This window comes from Nocardioides conyzicola, assembly GCF_039543825.1.
GTDB lineage: Bacteria > Actinomycetota > Actinomycetes > Propionibacteriales > Nocardioidaceae > Nocardioides > Nocardioides conyzicola.
This window is the reverse complement of the sequence record NZ_BAABKM010000002.1, coordinates 1,887,154-1,907,445: the sequence shown is the minus strand read 5'-3', so window position 1 is coordinate 1,907,445 and position 20,292 is coordinate 1,887,154. Positions and strand designations below refer to the sequence as shown.

The following is a 20,292-nucleotide window of genomic DNA, read 5'->3' as shown; positions in this document are numbered from 1 at the left end:
TAGAATCCTCCGGTGATCCAGACCGACGGCATCGACCCCGACGACCTCGCCGTCACCGTGCGCGTGCTCAACCAGCTGCACGAGCTGCCCGACGACCACCCGGACATCCAGACCGTCAAGCGCGCCGCGTCGCACATGTACAAGGCCCTGAAGGCCGAGCGACGGACCCGCAAGCGCGAGGCCGAGCTGGCCGCCGACCGGGCCGTGACCGAGCGGACGGCGACCGGGTCGCCGATGCGGATCGACGACGAGACCCTCGGCATCCCGCTGGTGTCGACCGCGCCGGGCGCCTTCGCCGGCGAGCTGATCAACCCGCGCGGCTGCTACATCTGCAAGAACGACTACACGCTGGTCGACGCGTTCTACCACTACCTCTGCCCGAGCTGCGCCGCGATGTCGCACGCCAAGCGCGGCCAGGGCACCGACCTGACCGGGCGCCGCGCGCTGCTCACCGGCGGCCGCGCCAAGATCGGCATGTACATCGCGCTGCGGCTGCTCCGCGACGGCGCCCACACCACGATCACGACGCGCTTCCCGCACGACGCCGTACGACGCTTCTCGGCCCTGGAGGACAGCGCCGACTGGATCGACCGGCTCAAGATCGTCGGCATCGACCTGCGCGACCCCACCCAGGTGATCTCGCTCGCCGACGAGGTCGCCGCGGCGGGCCCGCTCGACATCCTCATCAACAACGCGTGCCAGACGGTCCGCCGTACGCCGGGCTCCTACGCGCCCCTCGTCGAGGCCGAGCTCGCGCCGCTGCCCACCGACGTCGCGCTGCCCGAGATCGTCAGCTTCGACCGGATCAGCGAGGCCCACCCGGCCGCGATCGCGGGCACCCTGCAGCAGCACGCGATCGCGCACCACGAGACGCCCGCGCACACGCCCGCGTCGATCACCGCGCTCGCGCTGCAGGCCGGCCACGCCAGCCTGGAGGCACACCTGGCCGGCACGGCGGTCGACGCCGGCGGGCTGCTGCCCGACCTGCAGACCACCAACTCGTGGACCCAGACCGTCGACGAGGTCGACCCGCTGGAGCTGCTCGAGGTCCAGCTCTGCAACGCGACCGCGCCGTTCCTGCTGATCTCGCGGCTACGGGCGTCGCTGCGCGCGTCGCCGGCGCGGCGTACGTACGTCGTCAACGTGTCCGCGATGGAGGGCCAGTTCTCCCGTCGCTACAAGGGCGCCGGCCACCCGCACACCAACATGGCCAAGGCGTCGCTCAACATGCTCACCCGGACCAGCGCCGGCGAGATGTTCGAGACCGACCAGATCCTGATGAACGCCGTCGACACCGGCTGGATCACCGACGAGCGGCCGCACCAGGAGAAGCTCCGGATCGCCGCCGAGGGCTGGCACGCACCGCTCGACCTGGTCGACGGCGCCGCGCGCGTCTACGACCCGATCGTCCGCGGCGAGGCCGGCGAGGACCTCTACGGCCACTTCCTGAAGGACTTCGAGCCCAGTCCCTGGTGAGCCGGAACAAGCCGACGGCGCACGCCGTTGCCCCCTCATGACCACCATCGGATTCATCGGCAGCGGCAACATCGGCGGCACCCTGGCCAAGCTCTTCGCGGAGCAGGGGTACGACGTCGTCATCAGCAACTCCCGTGGGCCGGAGACGCTCGCCGACCTGGTCTCCGAGATCGGGCCGAAGGCCCGTGCGGCGACCGCGGCCGAGGCAGCCGAGGCCGGAGAGGTCGTCGTCGTCTCGATCCCCTTCCTGGCGGTCGACACGGTCCCGGTCGCGCCCCTGGCCGGGAAGGTCGTCATCGACACCAACAACTACTACTTCGAGCGCGACGGCCACGTCGCGGCGATCGACAGCGGCGAGACCACGCCCAGCGAGGTCCTGCAGGGCCACCTGCCGGAGTCGCACGTCGTGAAGCTCTTCAACGCGATCCAGTCGGGTCACCTGGCCACCCAGGGCGTGCCCGCGGGGACCGCCGACCGGCGGGCGCTCCCGATCGCCGGGGACGACGTCGCCGCCAAGGCGACCGTCACCGCGCTGACCGACGAGATCGGGTACGACGTCGTCGACGCCGGCCCGCTCGCTGAGGGCTGGCGCTTCGACCGCGACCAGCCGGCGTACGGCCCGAAGGCCGACGCCGCGGGTCTCACCGACCTGCTCGCCCAGGCGAAGCGCGCCTCCGCCTGACGGGTCCGGCCCGGTGGCAGGATCCGGGCCATGGACGGCATGGAGTGCGACAACTGCGGCGCGACGATGCGGTGGGAGACGTCGCACTCGCGCTGTGACCGGTGCGGCCACATCCGGCCCTGCTGCGAGGGTGCCCCGGTGACGGCGAGCTGCGTCGTCCCGGCGTCGACCTAGGACCCGAGCAGCCCCCGCAGGTAGGCCGCCTGGCCGACGTGCTGGGCGTCGTCGTCGGCGATGCTGACGAGGCGTACGCCGCGGGTGACCGGCGGGTCCCAGCTCCGGTCGATGACCTCGTCGAGGTCGCCCTCGGTGACCGTGCGCAGGTAGGCGACGGTCGCCTCGTGGGCGGCGCGCAGGTAGCCGGCGAGCAGGTCCGCGCCGGCGCGTACCTTGCCGACCTGCTCGCTGGTGTGGCCGTAGCCGTGGTCGGCCGGGTCGATGTCGAGCGCGAACCGCTCCACCCACCCCTGGCTGAGCCACACCTCCTCGCTGCCGGCCGCGTGCGCGACCTGCGCGTCCTGCACCCGGGCCGCGTGCCAGATGAGCCACGCGATCGAGTTGGCGTCCGGGGCGATCCGGTGGGCGAGCTGCTCGTCGGTGAGGCCGTCGACGGCGGCCACGCCGTTCTCGAGGATCCGCTCGAAGAAGTCGATGAAGACGTCGGCTGGGGTCATGGCCCCGACGGTAGCGTCGATGCATGACCGACGACCCCACCCTGTACGAGTGGGCCGGCGGCGGACCCGCGCTCCGCCGGCTGATCGACTGCTTCTACGACCGGGTCGAGCGCGACGAGCTGCTCAGCCCGTTCTTCCCAGGTGGCGTCTCCGAGGAGCACCGCGCACACGTCGCGGCCTGGTGGTCGGAGGTCTTCGGTGGCCCGTCGGTCTACACCGACGAGCTCGGCGGCTACGAGCGGATGCTGGCGCACCACCGCGACCTGGGCATCACCGCCGAGCAGCGACACCGCTTCGCCTCGACGATGAGCCTGGCGGCCGACGACGCCGACCTGCCCGCGGACCCGGAGTTCCGGGCTGCTCTCGTCGGCTACCTCGAGTGGGGCACCCGGCTTGCGCTGGAGAACTCGCAGCCCGGGGCACCGGTGGTCGAGCACGCGCCCGTCCCGCGGTGGGGCTGGGGAGTCGCGCCGCCGTACCGGCCCTGACGTCAGAGGCCGACGCGCAGCCGGATCTGCGAGCTGCCGTCGTCGGACGACGCGGTCATGCCGCCCAGCAGCCCGACGACCAGGGCGACCGCGACCAGGCCGCCGATGCCGGGCCCCGGCTGGTCCGGGTGGGCGCGCTGCCACCGGAGGTAGTCGGTCGAGCAGAACGCCGCGAGCGCGGCGACCTGCCCGAGCGAGAGGAGCAGGTCGAGCAGGTCCCAGCCGTTGGCGTCGGACAGGTCGACGACGATCCCGAAGCCCGTCAGCACCGTGCCGAGCCCGATCAGGATCCACACGATCACAAGCCGCACGGTCCGGCCGCGGAGCACACCTGCGGCGAACCACGAGACGACCAGGGCGGTGAGTGCCATCGACAGGAACACCCCCACGCCGTCGGACCGGCTCAGGCCGCGGTGGGCGAGCTGCACCAGCTGACCCGCGACGCAGAGCCCAGCGAACGCCCAGGCCGAGGACGGCATCCGACCGCCGCCGCTCACGCGCCCCGCATCCTCTCCAGGCGGGTGGCGAGCAGCGCCTCGCGGTGGGCGTTGCCGGGGAGGAGGACGTAGCGTTCCCCGAACGCGGCGAGCAGGGCGTCGTCGAGGCGGCGTACGGCGCCGGGCGGGTACCTGTAGTCCATCCGCGCGGTCACCTGGTCGAGGTCCACGCCGACGAGCACCTCGCCGAGGGCGGCCAGCGTGGTGATGTCGAGCTCGGGCAGCAGGCCGGCGATCCAGGCGTAGTGGTCGGTGCGGGACCACTCGGCGTCGGGGTACTGCCCGGCGAGGAAGGCCGCGAGCTCGCGCGGGGTGATGCCGACAGTGTCGATCTCCGGCTCGGCGACCGACCCGCCCCGGAGCCGGTCGCGGATCGTGGTGAACTCCTGGTCGGCCAGCTCGAGCAGCCCCGCGGCGAGGGTGAAGCGGCGGTCGAAGTCGCGGGCGTGCTCCTCGGGCACTGTGCCCTTGTAGCGGATGTCGTGCTCGAACTCCGCCCACGCGTGCTGCAGGACGGTGCGCACCTGCACCTGGGCGTTCGCGCCGCCGTTGCGGGCGACCTGCAGGTGCCGGCTGGCGTAGCCGAAGCGGCCCTCGCTCGCGGTCTCCTGGCCGAGGTCGCGGTCGTCGAGGACGGTCAGCTGGGAGCCGAGTACGTCGGCGACCGCGGCCACGTCGCTGCGCACGTAGGTGATGACCCGGATCCCGATCTGGTCGGTGATGTCGCGGAGCGGGTCGGCGTACACGGGCAGTCCGTCGGCGGTGCGGCCGGCCTTGGCGGCGAACGACTCGACGGACTTCGCGCGGCCGGTGACGGTCAGGTAGTTGATGCCGGCCTCGTCGAGGATCTCGGTCACCAGTGCGACGTACTCCTGGGCGGCCTCGACCCGGGCGGGGTGGAGCCGGGTGTACTCCTCGATCGCGTCCCGAATCGTGGCGTGCGCATCGGGCAGGGTCGGGGTGACGATGTAGCCGCGCTCGAGGTCGCCGTACGTCGTGGTCCGCTCGGGCCAGCGCTCGGCGAAGAGGGCGACGTAGGCGCACACGACGGCGTCGACCTGGTCCTCGACCTGGCGGAGGTCCACCTTGCGGGTCGCGGTCTCGACCCGGGTGCGCAGGTCGCGCCAGGTGCGCTCGGTGGTGACGATCCGCTCGACGTGGTCCATCAGCAGGAGCAGCTCGGAGCGGAGGAGCTCCAGGCTGCGGCCGGGCTTCGCCTTGTACTTGAGCGTCTTGCCGAGCCCGAACAGCACCACCGTGGCGGGGTGCGGGTAGACCTCGATCGCCCGCCGCTTGCGGCCCGAGCGCGGGTCCATGTCGAGCCCGAACATCTTGCAGATCCGGGCGCCGCGGGTGCCCTCGGCGAACTCGGGCTTGCCGGTGTTGGACGGGTGCGCGCCCGCCTCGAAGCGCCGGAAGTCGCGGCTCAGCTCCTGCTCCGCCGGCCGCGACCCGGTCGGGTTCACGACGATCAGCGGGGCGTCGATCCCGACCACGCACGGACCCTCGACGTACGGCGTGAGCGCGGTGCGGATCTCCTCGTCGGTGCGCACCGTGGAGATGTGCACGAGGTGGGCGTCCTCGTCGAGCACCGCGAGCCCGGTGGGCTGGCGGTCCCCCCAGGCGAGGTCGATCCCGACGAAGTGCATGGCAGCAGCCTGCCCTATCGGCGGTCGTGCAGGACGCCGGGCACGACGTACCTCTCGACCAGGGCACGCTCCTCCGCGTCGTCGCGGCCGGGGACGATGAGCAGGGAGACGATCACCCGCACCAGCCAGCGTGCGGTCTCCTCGTCGCCCAGCCCGCCGACGACGGCGTCGGACTGGGCGAGCTCCGCAGTCGTCCCGGCGTCGGCCGCGCCGAACCACGCGATCAGCTCGGGGCGAGCGCGGACCTCGCGCACCGCGCCCAGGATCGCCTCGGCCGCGTCGTCGGTGGGCAGCAGCGCCCCGATCCGGCGGGCCTCGCGTTGGACGAACGCGACGTGCAGTGCGTGCCGGTCCTCGAAGTAGCGGTAGAGGGTCGCGCGCGAGCAGCCCGCCGCTCGGGCGACCTCGGCCATCCCGACGGCGTTGACACCGCGCTCGGCGAAGAGGCCGGCCGCCGCGTCGAGGATCTGCTCGGCGTTCACCCTGCGACCCGGAAGGGGACCGTCGTCGGGCGGCGGACGTACGGCCCAGGCGCCCACGCGACCCCGTCGAGGTCGACCGTGAAGTCGGGGCACCGGAGCAGCAGCTCCTCCAGCGCGACCCGGGCCTGCAGCCGGGCTGCCGCGGCGCCGAGGCAGTGGTGGCTGCCCTGGCTGAAGGTCAGCAGCTGACCGGGGCGGCGGCGTACGTCGAGCTCGTCGGCGTCCGGCCCGTAGCGGCGCGGGTCGCGGTTGGCGGCGCCGTACAGCAGGAGGACGCGGCGGCCCGCCGCGATGACGGTGCCGTGCAGCTCGACGTCGCGGGTGGCCGTGCGGGCGAGGCCCTGCACCGGCGAGGTCAGGCGGAGCAGCTCCTCCACGGCGTCCGGGATCAGGGAGGGGTCCTCGAGCAGCAGGCGGCGCTGGTCGCGGTCGCTCTCGAGGAGCTGGACCGCACCGCCGAGCATCCCGGTGGTGGTGTCGTTGCCACCGGTGACGACCGTGAAGACGTAGCTGAGGATCGACAGGATCCCGGCCTGGTCGTCCCCGACGCCGGCGGCGACCAGGTGCGAGACGGTGTCGTCCCCGGGCTCGACGCGGCGGCGCTCCACCAGCTCGGAGAAGTAGCCCATCATCTCGACGATCGCCTGGGTGGCGTCGCCGATCGCGCCCTCGGAGCTGGCCGAGACGATCGCGTGCGTCCAGCCGTCGAACCGGTCCCGGTCCGCCGCCGGCACCCCGAGGTAGTGCGCGACGACCATGCTCGGCATCGGCTTGAACAGGGTCTCGACGATGTCGCCGCCGCCCTCGGCGGACAGCCGGTCGAGCCGCTCGGTGACGAACGCCCGCACCTGCGGCTCCAAGCTCGTCACCTGGCGCGGCGTGAAGCCGCGGGCCACCAGCCTGCGGAACGCCGTGTGGTCCGGCGGATCCATCATCACCAGCGGCGGGTTGTCGGCGAGGCCGATCGCGTCCAGCTCGCCGTACTCGACGGTCAGCCCCTGGGCCGAGGAGTACGTCGCCGTGTCGACCGCCGCCGCCAGCACGTCGGCGTGCCGGCTGAGGACGTAGTGGTCCCGGCCGGCGGAGCGAGCGACGTGGTGGACCGGGTCGTGGTCACGCAGGTCGGCGTACATCTCCCACGGGCTGGCCCAGGTCTCGGCGGTGCCGGGTCGGTAGCGCACGTCGGGCATGCCGACCATCGTGAGACAAATTCGACGATCTGTCCAACACGCTCAGAGGCCGGCGCGCTCCAGGGCCACGCGGGCCGACCGGGCGGCGCGCACGGCGCGGCTGGCCCGGCGCGAGCGGCGCGCGTGGACTCCCGTGCTCTCCGGCGTCGCGCGCAGCGCGTGGTCCAGGACGATCGCGGGGTTGACGGTGAGGGGGTTCATGACTTCCTTCTGGTGGGTGCGGGGGGTGCTGACGCAGCTCACGCTCCCCGATGAGGTGCTGCGCCGACATCGGGAGGAGTCCCGATATCGCGGCCAGATACGGCGGCTGCAACGAAAACTGAGGTGCCTCAGCCGTCGCTCGACGGATCCGGTTGTCGCGAGGTCTACGCTCGGGCGGCCGCGCCGGTTGCATCCGGCTGCGAACTTCTTTCGTCCGGCCCGTGGTGCCCGAACGGCACGCTGTCGGCGAGCCCGAGGGCGGCGAGGACGCTGGGGAGCATCGCCTTCGCCGTACGCCGGTAGCCGGCGCCGGAGGGATGGAAGCGGTCGAGGGCGAACATCTCGTCGGGCTGCGTGATGAAGAACGGCCCGACCACGTCCGCGAGGGAGACCGCGCGGCCGCCGAGCTCGGTGGTCACCTCGCGCTGGGCGGCGGCGAGCTGGCGGGACGCCCGCGCCCCGAGGCTGCGCAGCGGCTGCGGCAGCGGGCGCAGCGCGCCGAGGTCGGGGCAGGTCCCGACGACCACCTCGACCCCGAGCGCGCGCAGCGCGCGGATCGCCTCGCCGAGCTGGCGGCGCGAGTCGACGACCCGGACCCGGTGGGTGATGTCGTTGCCGCCGACCACGATCACCGCGACGTGGGGCCGGTAGCCCGGCGGCAGTGCCGCGAGCTGGTCGGCGAGGCCGGACGTCTCGGCGCCGACGACGGCCGCGGTGTGCAGGCGTACGGCGCGGTGCGTCGCCTTGGTCAGCCGCCGGGCGAGCTCACCGCCGAGGGTGCTCCTCGGGTCGTCGGCGCCGAGGCCCGCGGCGATGGAGTCGCCGAGGAGCAGCAGGTCGATCGGGTCGCCGTACTTCTTCTTGTAGACGCGGTCGGCGGCCAGCGCCTCCTCACCGAGGGGCTTGCCGATCACCTTGCGGGCGATGCGGGCCTGGGCCTTGAGGGTGGCGACCGCCGCGACGAGGCCGACGACCACCAGGGCGGCACCCGAGCCGGCGCTGCGCCATGCTCGTGCGCTCACGCGGCGGCCGCGGCGCCGTCCAGGACCGCGCGGTAGTGGACGTCGACCAGCTCGGAGACGACGCGCTGCCAGGTGCGCCCGGCCACCGCCGTACGAGCGCGGTCTGCCAGGTCGTGGCGGAGACCGGGGGCGACGAGGAGCTTCGCGACGCAGTCGCGCAGCGAGCCGAGGTCCGCCGGGTCGAAGAGCAGCCCCGTGCGGCCGGGCTCGACCAGGTCCAGCGGACCGCCCGCGGCCGGGGCGACCACCGGGACGCCGCTGGCCTGGGCCTCCTGGACCGTCTGGCAGAAGGTCTCGCTGTCGCCGGTGTGCACGAAGACGTCGAGGGACGCGTACGCCGCGGCGAGCTCCGCGCCCCGGAGCATCCCCGTGAAGACCGCGCCCGGCAGCTGGCGCCGCAGCTCCTCGCGGGCCGGCCCGTCGCCGACCACGACGAGCTGGACGCCCGGCAGGCCGGCCAGCACCGCGAGCCGGTGGACCTGCTTCTCGTGGGCGAGTCGCCCGACGTACCCCACGGCCAGGCGCGACCCGTCGGTCCACTCCTGGTGCAGCTCCCGGCTGCGGCGCGACGGGTCGAAGAGGTCGAGGGCGATGCCGCGTCGCCACAGGTGGAGGTCGCGCACGCCGAGCGCGGCGAGCTGGTCCATCGAGGCGCTCGACGGCACCAGGGTGCGGTCCACGCGCCGGTGCAACCGACCGACCCAGCGGTCGACCACCAGGTCGGCGCGGAGTCCGTACTGCCGGGCGAACCCAGCGATGTCGGTCTGGTAGACCGCGACGGTCGGGATCCGGAGCCGGCGCGCGGCGCGCAGCCCGACCACGCCGAGCGCGATCGGGGAGGCGAGGTGCACCAGGTCGGGACCGAACCGGTCGAGGCTGTGTCCTACTGCGGCGTCGGGCAGCCCGATCGGGAAGGACCGGTAGCCGGGCATCCCGACCGAGCGGACCCGCACCACCGGCGTGCCCTCGTAGTGCGCGGGCCCCTGGCCGGGAGCGACCACGAGCACCTCGTGGCGGGCGTCGACGAGCTCGTCGACCACGTGCCGCACGGTGTTGGAGACGCCGTTGACCTGAGGCAGGAAGGACTCGGTCACGATGGCGACGCGCATGCCTTCACGCTGACCGCGGTGGGTGAACGGCCGGCGACCTCCGCGGGAGGGTCGTGCGAAGAGGCGGCGGCGGGCGGGCCGTCCCTCAGCCGGCGTACGCCACCGCGATCGCGGCGCCCAGGCGCGCGTTGTGCCGGACCAGCGCGATGTTGGCGGTCAGGGAGGCGCCGCCGGTGATCTCGACGATCCGGCCGAGGAGGTACGGCGTCGCGTCCTTGCCGTGGATGCCCAGGGCGTCCATGTCGCCGAGGGCCTGGTCGATGATCGCGCCGATCTCGTCGGCGGGGATCTCGTCCTCCACCGGGATCGGGTTGGCGATGACGATGCCGCCGTCGATGCCCAGCTCCCACTTGGCCCGCATGACGGCGGCGACCTCGGTCGCGGAGTCGACGCGCATCGGCGCGGCGTGGCCGCTGGAGCGGGAGTAGAACGACGGGAACTCGTCACTGCCGTTGACCAGCACCGGCACGCCGAGCGTCTCCAGGGTCTCCAGGGTCAGGCCGATGTCGAGGATCGACTTCACGCCGGCGGACACGACCGCCACCGAGGTCTGGCCGAGCTCGGTCAGGTCGGCGCTGACGTCGAAGGTCTGCTGCGCACCCCGGTGCACGCCGCCGAGGCCGCCGGTCACGAACGTCCGGATGCCCGCCATCGCCGCCAGCCGCATCGTCGCCGCGACGGTCGTGGCGCCGTGCTGGCCCCGCGCGACGACGTACGGCAGGTCGCGCACGCTCACCTTGGTGACGTTGCCGTCGCTGGCCAGCAGCTCGAGCTGGTCGGGCGAGAGGCCGATGCACAGGCGACCGTCCAGGATCGCGATCGTCGCCGGCACGGCGCCGTGGTCGCGCACGATGCCCTCGACCTCGGTGGCCATGGCGACGTTCTGCGGGTACGGCATGCCGTGGCTGATGATCGTGCTCTCCAGCGCCACGACGGGACGGCCGTCGGCGAGGGCGTCGGCGACCTCCGGGGCGAGGTGGAGGGACGGGTGGCTCATGCGGTGCTCCTGACGAGACGGTCGGTGAGGTCGGGGCGGACGGTGTGCGGGCTGGCGATGGTGAGGGCCGCGGCGGCGTGGCCGAACGCCGCGGCGGCGGCCGGGTCGGCCCCGTCCAGCAGGGCGTGGCAGAAGGCGCCGAGCATCGCGTCGCCGGCCCCGGTGACGTCGGCGACCTCGGCCGGTACGGCGTCCAGCGCGACCGTCCCCTCGGGCGAGCTGAGGAGCGACCCGGCCGAGCCGAGCCGCACCCAGACCAGCTCGACGCCCCGGTCGTGCAGCGCGCGGGCGGCCTTCTCGACCTGGCGGGGGGTGCGGGTCGGCAGGTCGGTCAGCGCGGCGAGCTCGTCGCGGTTGGGCGTGATCGCGTGCAGGGGCCGGTCGAGGGACACCAGGTGGGCGAGCGCGGCGGCCTTCGGGACGCTCACCGGCTCGAGGACGACGCGGACACCGGCGGCGACCGCCAGGTCCAGGGCGAACGCCAGGGTCTCGGTCGCCAGGTTGCCGTCGAGCACCACGAGCGACGCCGCGGCGACCAGGTCACGCGCGGCGTTGACGTGCTCGGGAGACAGCTCGTCGGTGGCGGCCATGTCGGCGACCGCGACCACCAGCTCCCCGTCGGCGTCGAGGACGGCCGTGTAGGTGCCGGTCGCCCGGGCGGAGCGGCGTACCTGCTCGACGTGCACCCCGGCGCCCGACGTCGCCGCCAGCACCTGGTCACCGAGGCCGTCGGCGCCGATCGCCGCGACCAGGTGGGTGCGGGTGCCGAGACGGGCGAGGTTCTCGGCGATGTTGCGTCCGACCCCGCCGGCCGACATCGAGGCGGTGCCCGGGTTGCTGGTGGCGGGTACGGCGGTGCGCCGGCTGCGCGCCTTGACGTCCATGTTGGCGCCGCCGACGACGACCACGGACCGCTGCTCGCTGAGCACGTAGCCCCGGCCGAGGATCACGCCCTTCTTGCCGAGGTTGGAGAGGTGCACGTTGACGGCGGCCCGAGTGGTGCCGAGCTCGCGCGCGAGCGCCGCCGAGCCGATCAGCGGGTCGCGGCGCAGCAGCGCCACGATCTCCTGCTCGCGATCGGTGAGGCTCATGCTTGTCAGCATAAGCCATCTTTATTCGGGCAAAGGCTCCGCACCGGCGACCACGAGGGTCGCGATCGCGGTCGTCAGCGGGACGGCAAGCACCAGGCCGATGCTGCTGGCGAGGGTGCGGACGATCTCCTGGGTGATGTCCTCGGTGGTGAGCAGGACGTCCCACGGCAGGCCGTAGAGCCGGAGGATCAGCAGGACGGCGAGCGCGGTGCCGGCGTACGCGAAGACGATCGTGTAGATCGTCGAGGCGATGTGGTCGCGGCCGATCCGCATCCCGCTGGCGAAGAGCTCGCGACGGCCCATCGCCGGGGAGGCCGCCCGGAGCTCCCACACCGACGACGCCTGCGTGATGGTGACGTCGTTGAGCACGCCGAGCCCGGCGATGAGGACGGCGCACGCGAAGAGCTCGTGGAAGCTCAGGTCGCCGACCAGCGAGGAGAGGATGCCCGCCTGCTCGTCGGCGACGCCGGTCAGCCGGGTCGCGCTCGTGGCCAGGACGCCGATGCCCGTGGTCACCAGGACGCCGACGAGGGTGCCGGCCAGCGCCGTGCTGGTGCGCATCGAGAACCCGTGCGTCGTGAAGAGGACGACGAACATGATCAGCGCGGCGGCGGTCAGCCCGACGGCGACCCCCGAGCCTCCCGTCAGCAGCGCCGGCAGCACGAACCGCCAGATCACCACGCCGCTGAACGCGAGCCCGACGAGCGCGAAGAGGCCGCGCCAGCGGGCGACCACGAGCACCAGCCCGACGAAGACCAGGAGCAGCACCAGCAGCGGGCCGGTGCGCTCGGTGCCGAAGTAGGAGTACGCCGGGTCTGCGCCCGCTCCGCCGGGGGTGCGCTGGAGCCGGACGTGGTCGCCGGGGGTGAGCCCGGAGTCGAGGACCTGCGGGGGGATCTGCACCGTCGCGCGGTCGCCGCGGCCAGCGCCGTCGCGGACGGTCACCTCGATCCGGCCGCAGTCGCTGTCCGAGCCGACCTCGGCCGCCGTGCAGGGCGCATGGATGCTGTCCACCTCGGCCGTCGGGAACGTGACGCCGGGCGCCGCGAACGGAGCGTCCTCGGCGATCCGGTCCACCTCCGCACCGTCGGGCCAGAGCAGGAGGACGCCCACCACCGCGGCGATCCCGGCCATCACCAGGGCCGTGAGCAGCACGAGGCGCGGGCCTCTCGCCACCGCCAGGTCGGTCTCCCCGCCCGCACGGTGCGAACCGTGCGAGTGTCCGGCGCCCATGGCGACATCCTTCCCGACCCGCAAACCCTGTGCGCTCCGGGATGACGACCACCACAATGGTCGGGTGCCGACGACCAACCAGTGGCTCGCCTTCGTGGTGGCCAGCGCCCTCTTCATCCAGGTCCCAGGCCCGAGCCTGCTCTTCACCATCGGCCGCGCCCTCACCGTCGGGCGCCGCGACGCGCTGCTCTCGGTGCTCGGCAACGCCCTCGGCGTCACCACGCAGGTGTTCCTGGTGGCCGTCGGGCTCGGCGCCGTCGTGGCCGCGAGCGCCGAGGCCTACACCGTGCTGAAGGTCGCCGGCGCGGCGTACGTCGTCTGGCTGGGCATCCAGGCGATCCGGCACCGCGCGGACGCCCGTGCCGCGCTCGGGGCCGTCGAGCTCGGGGCGGTGACGCCGGCGCGCGCCAGCCGCTCGCTGCGGATCGGGTTCACCGTGGGCCTGACCAACCCCAAGACGATCGTCTTCTTCGTGGCCTTCCTGCCGCAGTTCGTCAACGAGCCGGCCGGGCACACCGGGCTCCAGCTCGCGATGCTCGGCGCCGTCTTCGGTGCGATGGCGGTCGTCTCGGACGGTGCCTGGGCGCTCGCCGCGAGCAAGGCCCGCGACTGGTTCGCCCGGCGCCCGCAGCGGCTCGACACCCTCGGCGTCGCCGGCGGCGTGATGATGATCGGCCTCGGCACGACCATGGCGGTCGCGTCGGAGTAGTGGTTCCATCAGGTGTGCGCACCTGGTTGCCTCGCATCGTGGCCGCGGTCGCCCTGGCGGCCGCCGCGGCGCTGACGTTCGCCGCCTCCTGGCAGCGCTGGTCCGGCGCATGTCCCCGGGGCGCCTTCGACACCGATGCGTGCCTGCCGCTGCAGAGCCACGAGTACGACTTCCAGGTGCCGAGCGACCCGTGGACCCCGGTCGGGCAGGCGGCCCAGCTGTACGGCGGAGCCCTGCTGGCGCTCGCCGTGGCCGCCCTCCTCCTGCCGATGGTGCTCGCCCGCCCCCGGCAGGGCTGGTGGCGGGTCTTCGCCGTCCTGGTCGCCGTCGTACCGGCCGCGAGCCTCGCCCTGCTCGGCGCGGTCACCCTGCGGTCCGGCCAGACCGGCCACGTCGTGAGCGCCGCGGGTGCCGGACTCGCGTTCCTGGTCTGGTGCCTCCTCTGGCCGGCGTGCCTCACCGCCCTCGCGGCGGCCGCCCCCGGCTCACGCCCGTCGCGTGCGGTGCCGGTCGCGGTGCTGGTGGGCCTCTCCACGCCCATCCCGGCCCTGCTGGTCGTCGGGCCGCTGCTGTCCGGCTACACGTCGTACGACACGGCTCCGTGGTCCGACGCCGCGGCCGCACCGCTCCTGCTTGCGGCGGCCGTGGCCGTGCTCTTCGCGGTGCCCGCTCAGAGCTCCCGGCCCTGGTCGTACGCGAGCAGCGCGACGCCGAGGGAGAGCCTCGAGGCGGGGTCGTCGAGCGGATGACCGACCAGGTCCTCGAGCCGGCGCAGCGCCGGGTAGAGGGAGGTGCGGTTGCGGTGGGCGACCCGGGCCAGCTCGGTCTTGTTGCCGCCGACGGCGAGGAACTGCCGGAGCAGCTCCACGAGGCCCGACCCGTGCCGCGCCTCGTGCTCGAGCAGCCGCCCGAGCTCCGCCTCGGCGAACTCCTGGAGCCGCGCGTCCTCCCGCAGTGACATCAGCAGCCCCGGCAGGCGGATGTCGGCCTGGCGCACGCACCCGGCGTACGGCCGCAGCGTCACCGCGACGTCCGCCACCGCCCGCGCCGAACGCAGAGAGGGCGCGGCGGCGAGCACGCCGCCGACCGACGGGCCTGCGGCCAGCACCGCGTCCGGCTCGGCGGCCGTCAGCGTGCGGGCGACCTCGTCCAGGTCGGTCGCGGCGGGGACCAGCAGGCCGACGTGCACCGCGTCCAGCACCCCCACCAGTCCCGGCACCTCGCCGAGCGCGGACACCAGCCGCTCGACCGGCGCCTCGGACCGCATCCGGGCGACGGCGCCGACGTACGACTCCGACAGGGGTACGCCGAGGGCGCGCAGCCGGGCTGCCGCCACCTGCTCGCTGCCGACGCGACCGTCGAGCAGGTCGAGCAGGAAGCCGCCGTGCACCCGCAGCTGGATCGAGGTCTCGTCGCGGTCGATCATCCGGCCGAGCTCCACGGCCTGGGCAGCGCGCTCGAGCACCTGCGTGGCCCGCGCCCCCCGCCGGCCGCCCGGCTGCACCAGGCGGCCCCACGCGCCGCCCTGGATGCCGACCGGCGTGGTCAGCCAGCGCTCGGGCCCGCCGCTTCCGCTCTCCCGGAGGTACGGCGTGAGCCGGGACCGCCGCTCCCAGTCGACCAGGAGGCGGTCGACCGGCTCGCCCCGCGCGGCCGCGACCAGCACCCGCCGGGACAGGTCCTCGAGCACCACCGACGTGCCGACCAGGTCGGCCGCCGCCTCGACCAGCCGCGCCATCGGCGCGCGGGCCAACCCCAGCTCAGTGAAGGTCTGGTGCACCTCGCCCGCGAAGCGCAGGTCGTCGTACTGCTCCGCCACGATCGCGCGGTGCACCTGCTCGGTCACCTCGACGAAGCGCACCTTGCGGTTGAGCACGACCACCGGCAGCCCGGCGGCGCGGGCCCGGCGCAGGGCGAGGTCGGGGACCTGGGGGTACGCCGAGCTCAGCTCGACCACCAGCCCCGCCGCCCCGACCGTGACCAGCTGGTCGACGAAGTCGGCGGCCGCCTCCGGGGACGCGGCCATGCCGAGGCCGGTCGTCAGGACGAGCTCGTGGCCGACCAGGAGCGCGCCGATGCCGCGGACCTCCGAGACGTGCACCCACCGGATGTCGGCGTCCAGCCCGGCGTCACCACCGAGCACGACCGGGTCGCCCGCGGCGAGCACGGGGAGGTCGAGCGCCTGGCGGACGGTGACCGGCATACGACGTACTGTCCCATGTCTCCACCAACGGGCGACACACCGTCCCTCGCGGTGCGTTCGGCTCGGGCCCACGATGGTCGCATGACCACCATCTCCCACTGGATCGACGGCAAGGCCCACCCCGGCTCGGGCGCCCGCGTCGGCGACGTCACCAACCCCGCCACCGGGCTCGTCACCGGCCAGGTCGTCTTCGCCGGCCCCGAGGAGATCGAGGCCGCGGTCGCGTCGGCCAAGAAGGCGGCCAGCGACTGGGCGAGCACGTCGGTCAGCGCGCGCACCCAGGTCGTCTTCCGCTTCCGCGAGCTGCTCAACTCCCGCAAGGAGGAGCTGGCCGCGATCATCACCGCCGAGCACGGCAAGGTCCTGTCGGACGCCCTCGGCGAGGTGGCCCGCGGCCAGGAGGTCGTCGAGTTCGCGTGCGGCATCCCGCACCTGCTCAAGGGCGGCAACTCCCCGCAGGTCTCGACCGGCGTCGACGTGAAGAGCCTCCGGCAGCCGCTCGGCGTCGTCGGCATCATCAGCCCCTTCAACTTCCCGGCGATGGTCCCGATGTGGTTCTTCCCGATCGCGATCGCGGCGGGCAACGCCGTGGTGCTCAAGCCCAGCGAGAAGGACCCGTCGGCCGCGGTCTGGATGGCCGAGCTGTGGCAGGAGGCCGGCCTCCCCGACGGCGTCTTCACCGTGCTCCAGGGCGACAAGGTCGCCGTCGACGGCCTGCTCGACCACCCCGACGTCGCGTCGATCAGCTTCGTCGGCTCGACCCCCATCGCCGAGTACGTCTACGAACGCGCCAGCCGCGCCGGCAAGCGGGTGCAGGCCCTCGGCGGCGCCAAGAACCACATGGTCGTCCTCCCCGACGCCGACCTCGACCTGGCCGCGGACGCCGCCGTCAGCGCGGGCTACGGCTCGGCGGGCGAGCGCTGCATGGCGATCAGCGTCGTGGTCGCGGTCGGCGACACCGGCGACACGCTCGTGCAGAAGATCGCCGAACGCACCGCCACCCTGCAGATCGGCGACGGCGCGCGCGACCCGGACATGGGCCCGCTGGTCACCCGCGTGCACCGCGACAAGGTGGCGTCGTACGTCGACGCCGGCGCGGCCGACGGAGCGACCCTGGTCGTGGACGGGCGGGAGGTCGACGCGGACGGCGCGGCCGACGGCTTCTGGCTCGGCCCCACGCTCTTCGACCACGTCACCCCGACCATGAGCGTCTACACCGACGAGATCTTCGGGCCGGTGCTCTCCGTGGTCCGCGCGGACACCTACCAGGAGGCGCTCGATCTGGTGAACGCCAACCGGTACGGCAACGGCACCGCGATCTTCACCAGCAACGGCGGCGCCGCCCGCGCCTTCGAGCAGGACGTGCAGGTCGGCATGATCGGCGTCAACGTCCCGATCCCGGTCCCGATGGCCTACTACTCCTTCGGCGGCTGGAAGGCGTCGCTCTTCGGCGACACCCACGCCCACGGCACCGAGGGTGTGCACTTCTTCACCCGGGGCAAGGTGGTCACGACGCGGTGGCCCGATCCCGGGACCGCCGGTGGCCTCGAGCTGGCCTTCCCCAAGAACCACTGAGAGGACCCCCATGACCACCACCCGTGAGCTCGACCGCAAGCACGTCTTCCACTCCTGGTCCGCCCAGGCCGAGATCAGCCCGATGGTCATCACGGCCGCGCGCGGGTCCTACGTCTGGGATGACGAGGACCGCCGCTACCTCGACTTCTCGAGCCAGCTGGTCTTCACCAACATCGGCCACCAGCACCCGCGCGTCGTCGCGGCGATCAAGGAGCAGGCCGACCGGCTCTGCACGATCGCCCCGGCGATGGCCAACGAGCAGCGGGCCCAGGCCGCGGAGCTGATCTCGGAGATCGCACCCGACGGCTTCACCAAGGTGTTCTTCACCAACGGCGGCGCCGACGCCAACGAGCACGCCGTCCGCATGGCGCGGCTGCAGACCGGCCGCTTCAAGGTGCTCACGGCCTACCGCAGCTATCACGGCGGCACCCAGACCGCGATCAACCTGACCGGCGACCCGCGCCGGTTCGCCAACGACACCGCGACCGCGGGCGCCGTGCACTTCTTCGGGCCGTTCCTCTACCGCTCGGAGTTCCATGCGACCACCGAGGCCGAGGAGTGCGAGCGCGCGCTCGCCCACCTGCGCCGCACCATCGAGGCCGAGGGCCCGCAGACGATCGCGGCGATCCTGCTCGAGACGATCCCGGGCACCGCGGGCATCTTCGCGCCGCCGCCGGGCTACCTCCCCGGCGTCCGCGCGCTGTGCGACGAGCACGGCATCCAGCTGATCCTCGACGAGGTGATGGCCGGCTTCGGCCGCGCCGGCAGCTGGCTCGCGCTCGACCGGTACGACGTCCGCCCCGACCTGATCACCTTCGCCAAGGGCGTCAACTCCGGCTACGTCCCGCTGGGCGGCGTCATCATCAGCGACGACATCGCGGCGACCTTCGACCACACGCCCTACCCCGGCGGGCTCACCTACTCCGGCCACCCGCTCGCCTGCGCGGCCGCGGTCGCCACGATCCACACGATGCGCGACGAGGGCATCGTCGAGAACGCCGACCGCCTCGGGCGCGAGATCTTCGCGCCCGGCCTGGCGGAGATCGCCGAACGGCACGCCTGCGTCGGCGAGGTCCGCGGCGTCGGTGCCTTCTGGGCGCTCGACCTGGTCAGCGACCCCGACAGCAGGGCCATGCTCTCGCCGGGTGGGCTGAACGACGTGGTCAACGCCTGCAAGTCCGCCGGGCTGCTGCCCTTCGCCAACACCAACCGGATCCACGTGGTCCCGCCGTGCACGATGAGCGACGACGAGGCGCGCGAGGGGCTCGCCATCCTCGACGAGGCGCTCAAGGCCGGCGACGTCCACGTTGGCTGACGCCACGGCGTACGAACGCAACGCGCCGGCGCCGGCCGCGGTCGAGGCCGCGCTGGCGCCGTCGCGGCACGGCGTCTTCTGGCTCGAGGACGCACCGGGCACGACGTACGACGCCCTGGCCGGCGCGGCGACCGCCGACCTCGCCATCGTCGGCGGTGGCTACTGCGGGCTCTGGACCGCGGTGCTCGCCAAGCGCCGCAACCCCGGCGCCCGGGTGGTCCTGCTCGAGGCGAACACGGTCGGGTGGGCGGCGTCGGGCCGCAACGGCGGCTTCGTCGAGGCCAGCCTCACCCACGGCGAGGACAACGGGCGGTCCCGCTGGCCCGAGGAGTACGACGAGCTCGAGCGGCTCGGCACCGCCAACCTGGACGCCCTCGAGGCCGACGTGCGCGCCCTCGGGATCGACTGCCAGCTCGAGCGCACCGGCCAGCTGGCCGTCGCCGTCGAGGAGCACCAGGTCGCGTGGCTGCGGTCGTCCGAGGACTTCCTCGACCGCGACGCCGTCCGCGCCGAGATCGACAGCCCGCTCTTCCTCGCCGGCGAGTGGAGCCGCGACGACTGCGCGCTGGTGCACCCCGCACGCCTGGCCCGCGAGCTGGCCCGCGTCGCCACGGAGCTCGGCGTCGAGATCCACGAGGGCAGCCGGGTCACCGGACTCGACGCACCGACCCGCGGCCCGGTCGTCGTCCGCACCCCAGGAGGCTTGGTCACCGCCGACCGGGTGGCGCTCGCGACCAACGTCTTCCCGTCGCTGCTGCGGCGTACCCGGCTGATGACGGTGCCGGTCTACGACTACGTGCTGATGACCGAGCCGCTGTCCGACGCGCAGCTGGCGTCGGTCGGCTGGGCCCACCGGCAGGGCCTGGGCGACCTGGCCAACCAGTTCCACTACTCGCGGCTGACCGCCGACAACCGGATCCTGTGGGGCGGGTACGACGCGATCTACCCGACGGGCGGGCGGGTGCGGGCGTCGTACGAGGAGCGCCCGGCGACGTTCACGACGCTGGCGTCGCACTTCCTCGCGGCGTTCCCGCAGCTGGAGGGGCTGACCTTCAGCCACCGGTGGGCGGGCGCGATCGACACGTCGACGCAGTTCGTCGCGTTCCACGGCCTCGCGTCGCGCGGACGGGTGGCGTACGCCGCCGGCTTCACCGGACTCGGCGTCGGCGCGACCCGGTTCGCCGCCGAGGTGATGCTCGACCGGCTGTCCGGGCTGTCGACCGAGCGCACCCGGCTCGAGATGGTGCGCCGCCGGCCGCTGCCCTTCCCGCCGGAGCCGTTCGCGTCCGTCGGCATCAACGCGACCCGCTGGTCGCTCGACCGGGCCGACCACCGCCAAGGCCGGCGCAACGCCTTCCTGAAGGCCCTCGACGCCGTAGGACTGGGGTTCGACTCATGAGCGACCGCGTGCTGACCACCGACGTCCACACCGCCGACCTGGCCCCGCTGACCACGCTGGGCGGCACCGAGGTCGGCCTGTGGGGCATGGCCCCCGGGGTCGACCACGACACCGAGGTCGACGAGGTGTTCGTGGTGCTCACCGGCCGTGGCACCGTCGAGTTCGAGGACGGCGAGGTGGTGGCGCTGGCCCCCGGCGTCGCCGTACGGCTCCGGGCCGGCGAGCGCACCACGTGGACCGTCACCGAGACGCTGCGCAAGGTCTACGTCACCGTGTGAGTTAGTCGACACGAAAACTAGA

At 73.5% G+C, this 20,292-nt stretch carries 22 protein-coding genes; 10 read left to right on the top strand and 12 right to left on the bottom strand.

Annotation, left to right across the window (positions count from 1 at the left end; translation table 11 throughout):
- Nucleotides 1-12: 12 nt before the first annotated feature.
- Genes ABEA34_RS12335 through ABEA34_RS12325 form a run of 3 tightly spaced genes read left to right on the top strand, consistent with a single transcriptional unit; the run spans nt 13 to nt 2,332 of the window.
- Nucleotides 13-1,476: an SDR family NAD(P)-dependent oxidoreductase gene (locus ABEA34_RS12335; protein WP_345521575.1), complete on the top strand. Its 1,464-nt coding sequence runs from the start codon at nt 13-15 to the stop codon at nt 1,474-1,476.
- 37 nt (nt 1,477-1,513) lie between these two features.
- Nucleotides 1,514-2,158 carry an NADPH-dependent F420 reductase gene (locus tag ABEA34_RS12330; protein WP_345521573.1) on the top strand — a complete coding sequence of 215 codons (645 nt, stop codon included), beginning with the start codon at nt 1,514-1,516 and terminating at the stop codon, nt 2,156-2,158.
- Nucleotides 2,159-2,188: 30 nt separating this feature from the next.
- Nucleotides 2,189-2,332 (top strand): hypothetical protein, encoded by a 144-nt coding sequence (locus tag ABEA34_RS12325; RefSeq protein WP_345521571.1) that lies wholly within the window; start codon nt 2,189-2,191, stop codon nt 2,330-2,332.
- On the opposite strand, the gene ABEA34_RS12320 is transcribed toward ABEA34_RS12325, so the two are convergent.
- On the bottom strand, nt 2,329-2,832 hold the full coding sequence (locus tag ABEA34_RS12320; RefSeq protein ID WP_345521569.1) for a mycothiol transferase: 504 nt from the start codon (nt 2,830-2,832) through the stop codon (nt 2,329-2,331). The two genes, ABEA34_RS12325 and ABEA34_RS12320, sit on opposite strands and share 4 nt — an antisense overlap.
- Nucleotides 2,833-2,855: 23 nt before the next feature.
- Between ABEA34_RS12320 and ABEA34_RS12315 the strand changes: the two genes are divergently transcribed.
- Complete coding sequence (locus ABEA34_RS12315; protein ID WP_345521567.1) at nt 2,856-3,320, top strand: group II truncated hemoglobin; 465 nt, start codon at nt 2,856-2,858, stop codon at nt 3,318-3,320.
- A gap of 2 nt (nt 3,321-3,322) precedes the next feature.
- On the opposite strand, the gene ABEA34_RS12310 is transcribed toward ABEA34_RS12315, so the two are convergent.
- The 10 genes from ABEA34_RS12310 to ABEA34_RS12265 all read right to left on the bottom strand — a co-directional run bounded on the left by ABEA34_RS12310 (nt 3,323) and on the right by ABEA34_RS12265 (nt 12,791).
- Nucleotides 3,323-3,817: a hypothetical protein gene (locus tag ABEA34_RS12310; RefSeq protein ID WP_345521565.1), complete on the bottom strand. Its 495-nt coding sequence runs from the start codon at nt 3,815-3,817 to the stop codon at nt 3,323-3,325.
- The gene (locus tag ABEA34_RS12305; RefSeq protein WP_345521563.1) at nt 3,814-5,466 is read right to left on the bottom strand and encodes a DUF429 domain-containing protein; all 1,653 of its coding nucleotides are present in this window, start codon (nt 5,464-5,466) and stop codon (nt 3,814-3,816) included. Before ABEA34_RS12305 ends, ABEA34_RS12310 begins: the two co-directional genes overlap by 4 nt.
- A 14-nt stretch (nt 5,467-5,480) precedes the next feature.
- On the bottom strand, nt 5,481-5,948 hold the full coding sequence (locus ABEA34_RS12300) for a TetR/AcrR family transcriptional regulator (RefSeq protein WP_345521562.1): 468 nt from the start codon (nt 5,946-5,948) through the stop codon (nt 5,481-5,483).
- Entirely contained in the window at nt 5,945-7,138 is a 1,194-nt protein-coding gene (locus ABEA34_RS12295) for a cytochrome P450 (protein ID WP_345521560.1), read from the bottom strand. The genes ABEA34_RS12300 and ABEA34_RS12295 overlap by 4 nt, the downstream gene beginning before the upstream one ends.
- 42 nt (nt 7,139-7,180) lie before the next feature.
- The gene (locus ABEA34_RS12290) at nt 7,181-7,339 is read right to left on the bottom strand and encodes a hypothetical protein (protein WP_345521558.1); all 159 of its coding nucleotides are present in this window, start codon (nt 7,337-7,339) and stop codon (nt 7,181-7,183) included.
- Nucleotides 7,340-7,503: 164 nt separating this feature from the next.
- Nucleotides 7,504-8,361, bottom strand: coding sequence for an SGNH/GDSL hydrolase family protein (locus ABEA34_RS12285; protein ID WP_345521557.1), 858 nt, complete (start codon nt 8,359-8,361; stop codon nt 7,504-7,506).
- Nucleotides 8,358-9,470 (bottom strand): glycosyltransferase family 4 protein, encoded by a 1,113-nt coding sequence (locus ABEA34_RS12280; RefSeq protein WP_345521556.1) that lies wholly within the window; start codon nt 9,468-9,470, stop codon nt 8,358-8,360. Before ABEA34_RS12280 ends, ABEA34_RS12285 begins: the two co-directional genes overlap by 4 nt.
- 85 nt (nt 9,471-9,555) lie before the next feature.
- Nucleotides 9,556-10,467, bottom strand: coding sequence for a pseudouridine-5'-phosphate glycosidase (locus ABEA34_RS12275; protein ID WP_345521554.1), 912 nt, complete (start codon nt 10,465-10,467; stop codon nt 9,556-9,558).
- Nucleotides 10,464-11,558, bottom strand: a complete 1,095-nt coding sequence (locus tag ABEA34_RS12270; RefSeq protein WP_345521552.1) for a carbohydrate kinase — start codon at nt 11,556-11,558, stop codon at nt 10,464-10,466. Before ABEA34_RS12270 ends, ABEA34_RS12275 begins: the two co-directional genes overlap by 4 nt.
- A gap of 21 nt (nt 11,559-11,579) precedes the next feature.
- The gene (locus tag ABEA34_RS12265; protein ID WP_345521550.1) at nt 11,580-12,791 is read right to left on the bottom strand and encodes a YibE/F family protein; all 1,212 of its coding nucleotides are present in this window, start codon (nt 12,789-12,791) and stop codon (nt 11,580-11,582) included.
- Between the two features lie 64 nt (nt 12,792-12,855).
- On the opposite strand from ABEA34_RS12265, the gene ABEA34_RS12260 reads away from it, so the two are divergent.
- Both ABEA34_RS12260 and ABEA34_RS12255 read left to right on the top strand, forming a co-directional pair.
- Nucleotides 12,856-13,500 carry a LysE family translocator gene (locus tag ABEA34_RS12260; RefSeq protein WP_345521548.1) on the top strand — a complete coding sequence of 215 codons (645 nt, stop codon included), beginning with the start codon at nt 12,856-12,858 and terminating at the stop codon, nt 13,498-13,500.
- A gap of 38 nt (nt 13,501-13,538) precedes the next feature.
- The gene (locus ABEA34_RS12255) at nt 13,539-14,249 is read left to right on the top strand and encodes a hypothetical protein (protein WP_345521546.1); all 711 of its coding nucleotides are present in this window, start codon (nt 13,539-13,541) and stop codon (nt 14,247-14,249) included.
- Here ABEA34_RS12255 and ABEA34_RS12250 read toward each other — a convergent pair.
- Nucleotides 14,171-15,703 (bottom strand): PucR family transcriptional regulator, encoded by a 1,533-nt coding sequence (locus ABEA34_RS12250; RefSeq protein ID WP_345521544.1) that lies wholly within the window; start codon nt 15,701-15,703, stop codon nt 14,171-14,173. The two genes, ABEA34_RS12255 and ABEA34_RS12250, sit on opposite strands and share 79 nt — an antisense overlap.
- Nucleotides 15,704-15,784: 81 nt before the next feature.
- On the opposite strand from ABEA34_RS12250, the gene ABEA34_RS12245 reads away from it, so the two are divergent.
- Genes ABEA34_RS12245 through ABEA34_RS12230 form a run of 4 tightly spaced genes read left to right on the top strand, consistent with a single transcriptional unit; the run spans nt 15,785 to nt 20,270 of the window.
- Entirely contained in the window at nt 15,785-17,278 is a 1,494-nt protein-coding gene (locus ABEA34_RS12245; protein WP_345521543.1) for a CoA-acylating methylmalonate-semialdehyde dehydrogenase, read from the top strand.
- A gap of 10 nt (nt 17,279-17,288) precedes the next feature.
- Nucleotides 17,289-18,593, top strand: a complete 1,305-nt coding sequence (locus ABEA34_RS12240; protein ID WP_345521542.1) for an aspartate aminotransferase family protein — start codon at nt 17,289-17,291, stop codon at nt 18,591-18,593.
- Nucleotides 18,586-19,992 (top strand): NAD(P)/FAD-dependent oxidoreductase, encoded by a 1,407-nt coding sequence (locus ABEA34_RS12235; protein ID WP_345521541.1) that lies wholly within the window; start codon nt 18,586-18,588, stop codon nt 19,990-19,992. The genes ABEA34_RS12240 and ABEA34_RS12235 overlap by 8 nt, the downstream gene beginning before the upstream one ends.
- On the top strand, nt 19,989-20,270 hold the full coding sequence (locus ABEA34_RS12230) for a cupin domain-containing protein (RefSeq protein ID WP_345521540.1): 282 nt from the start codon (nt 19,989-19,991) through the stop codon (nt 20,268-20,270). Before ABEA34_RS12235 ends, ABEA34_RS12230 begins: the two co-directional genes overlap by 4 nt.
- Nucleotides 20,271-20,292: the final 22 nt, after the last annotated feature.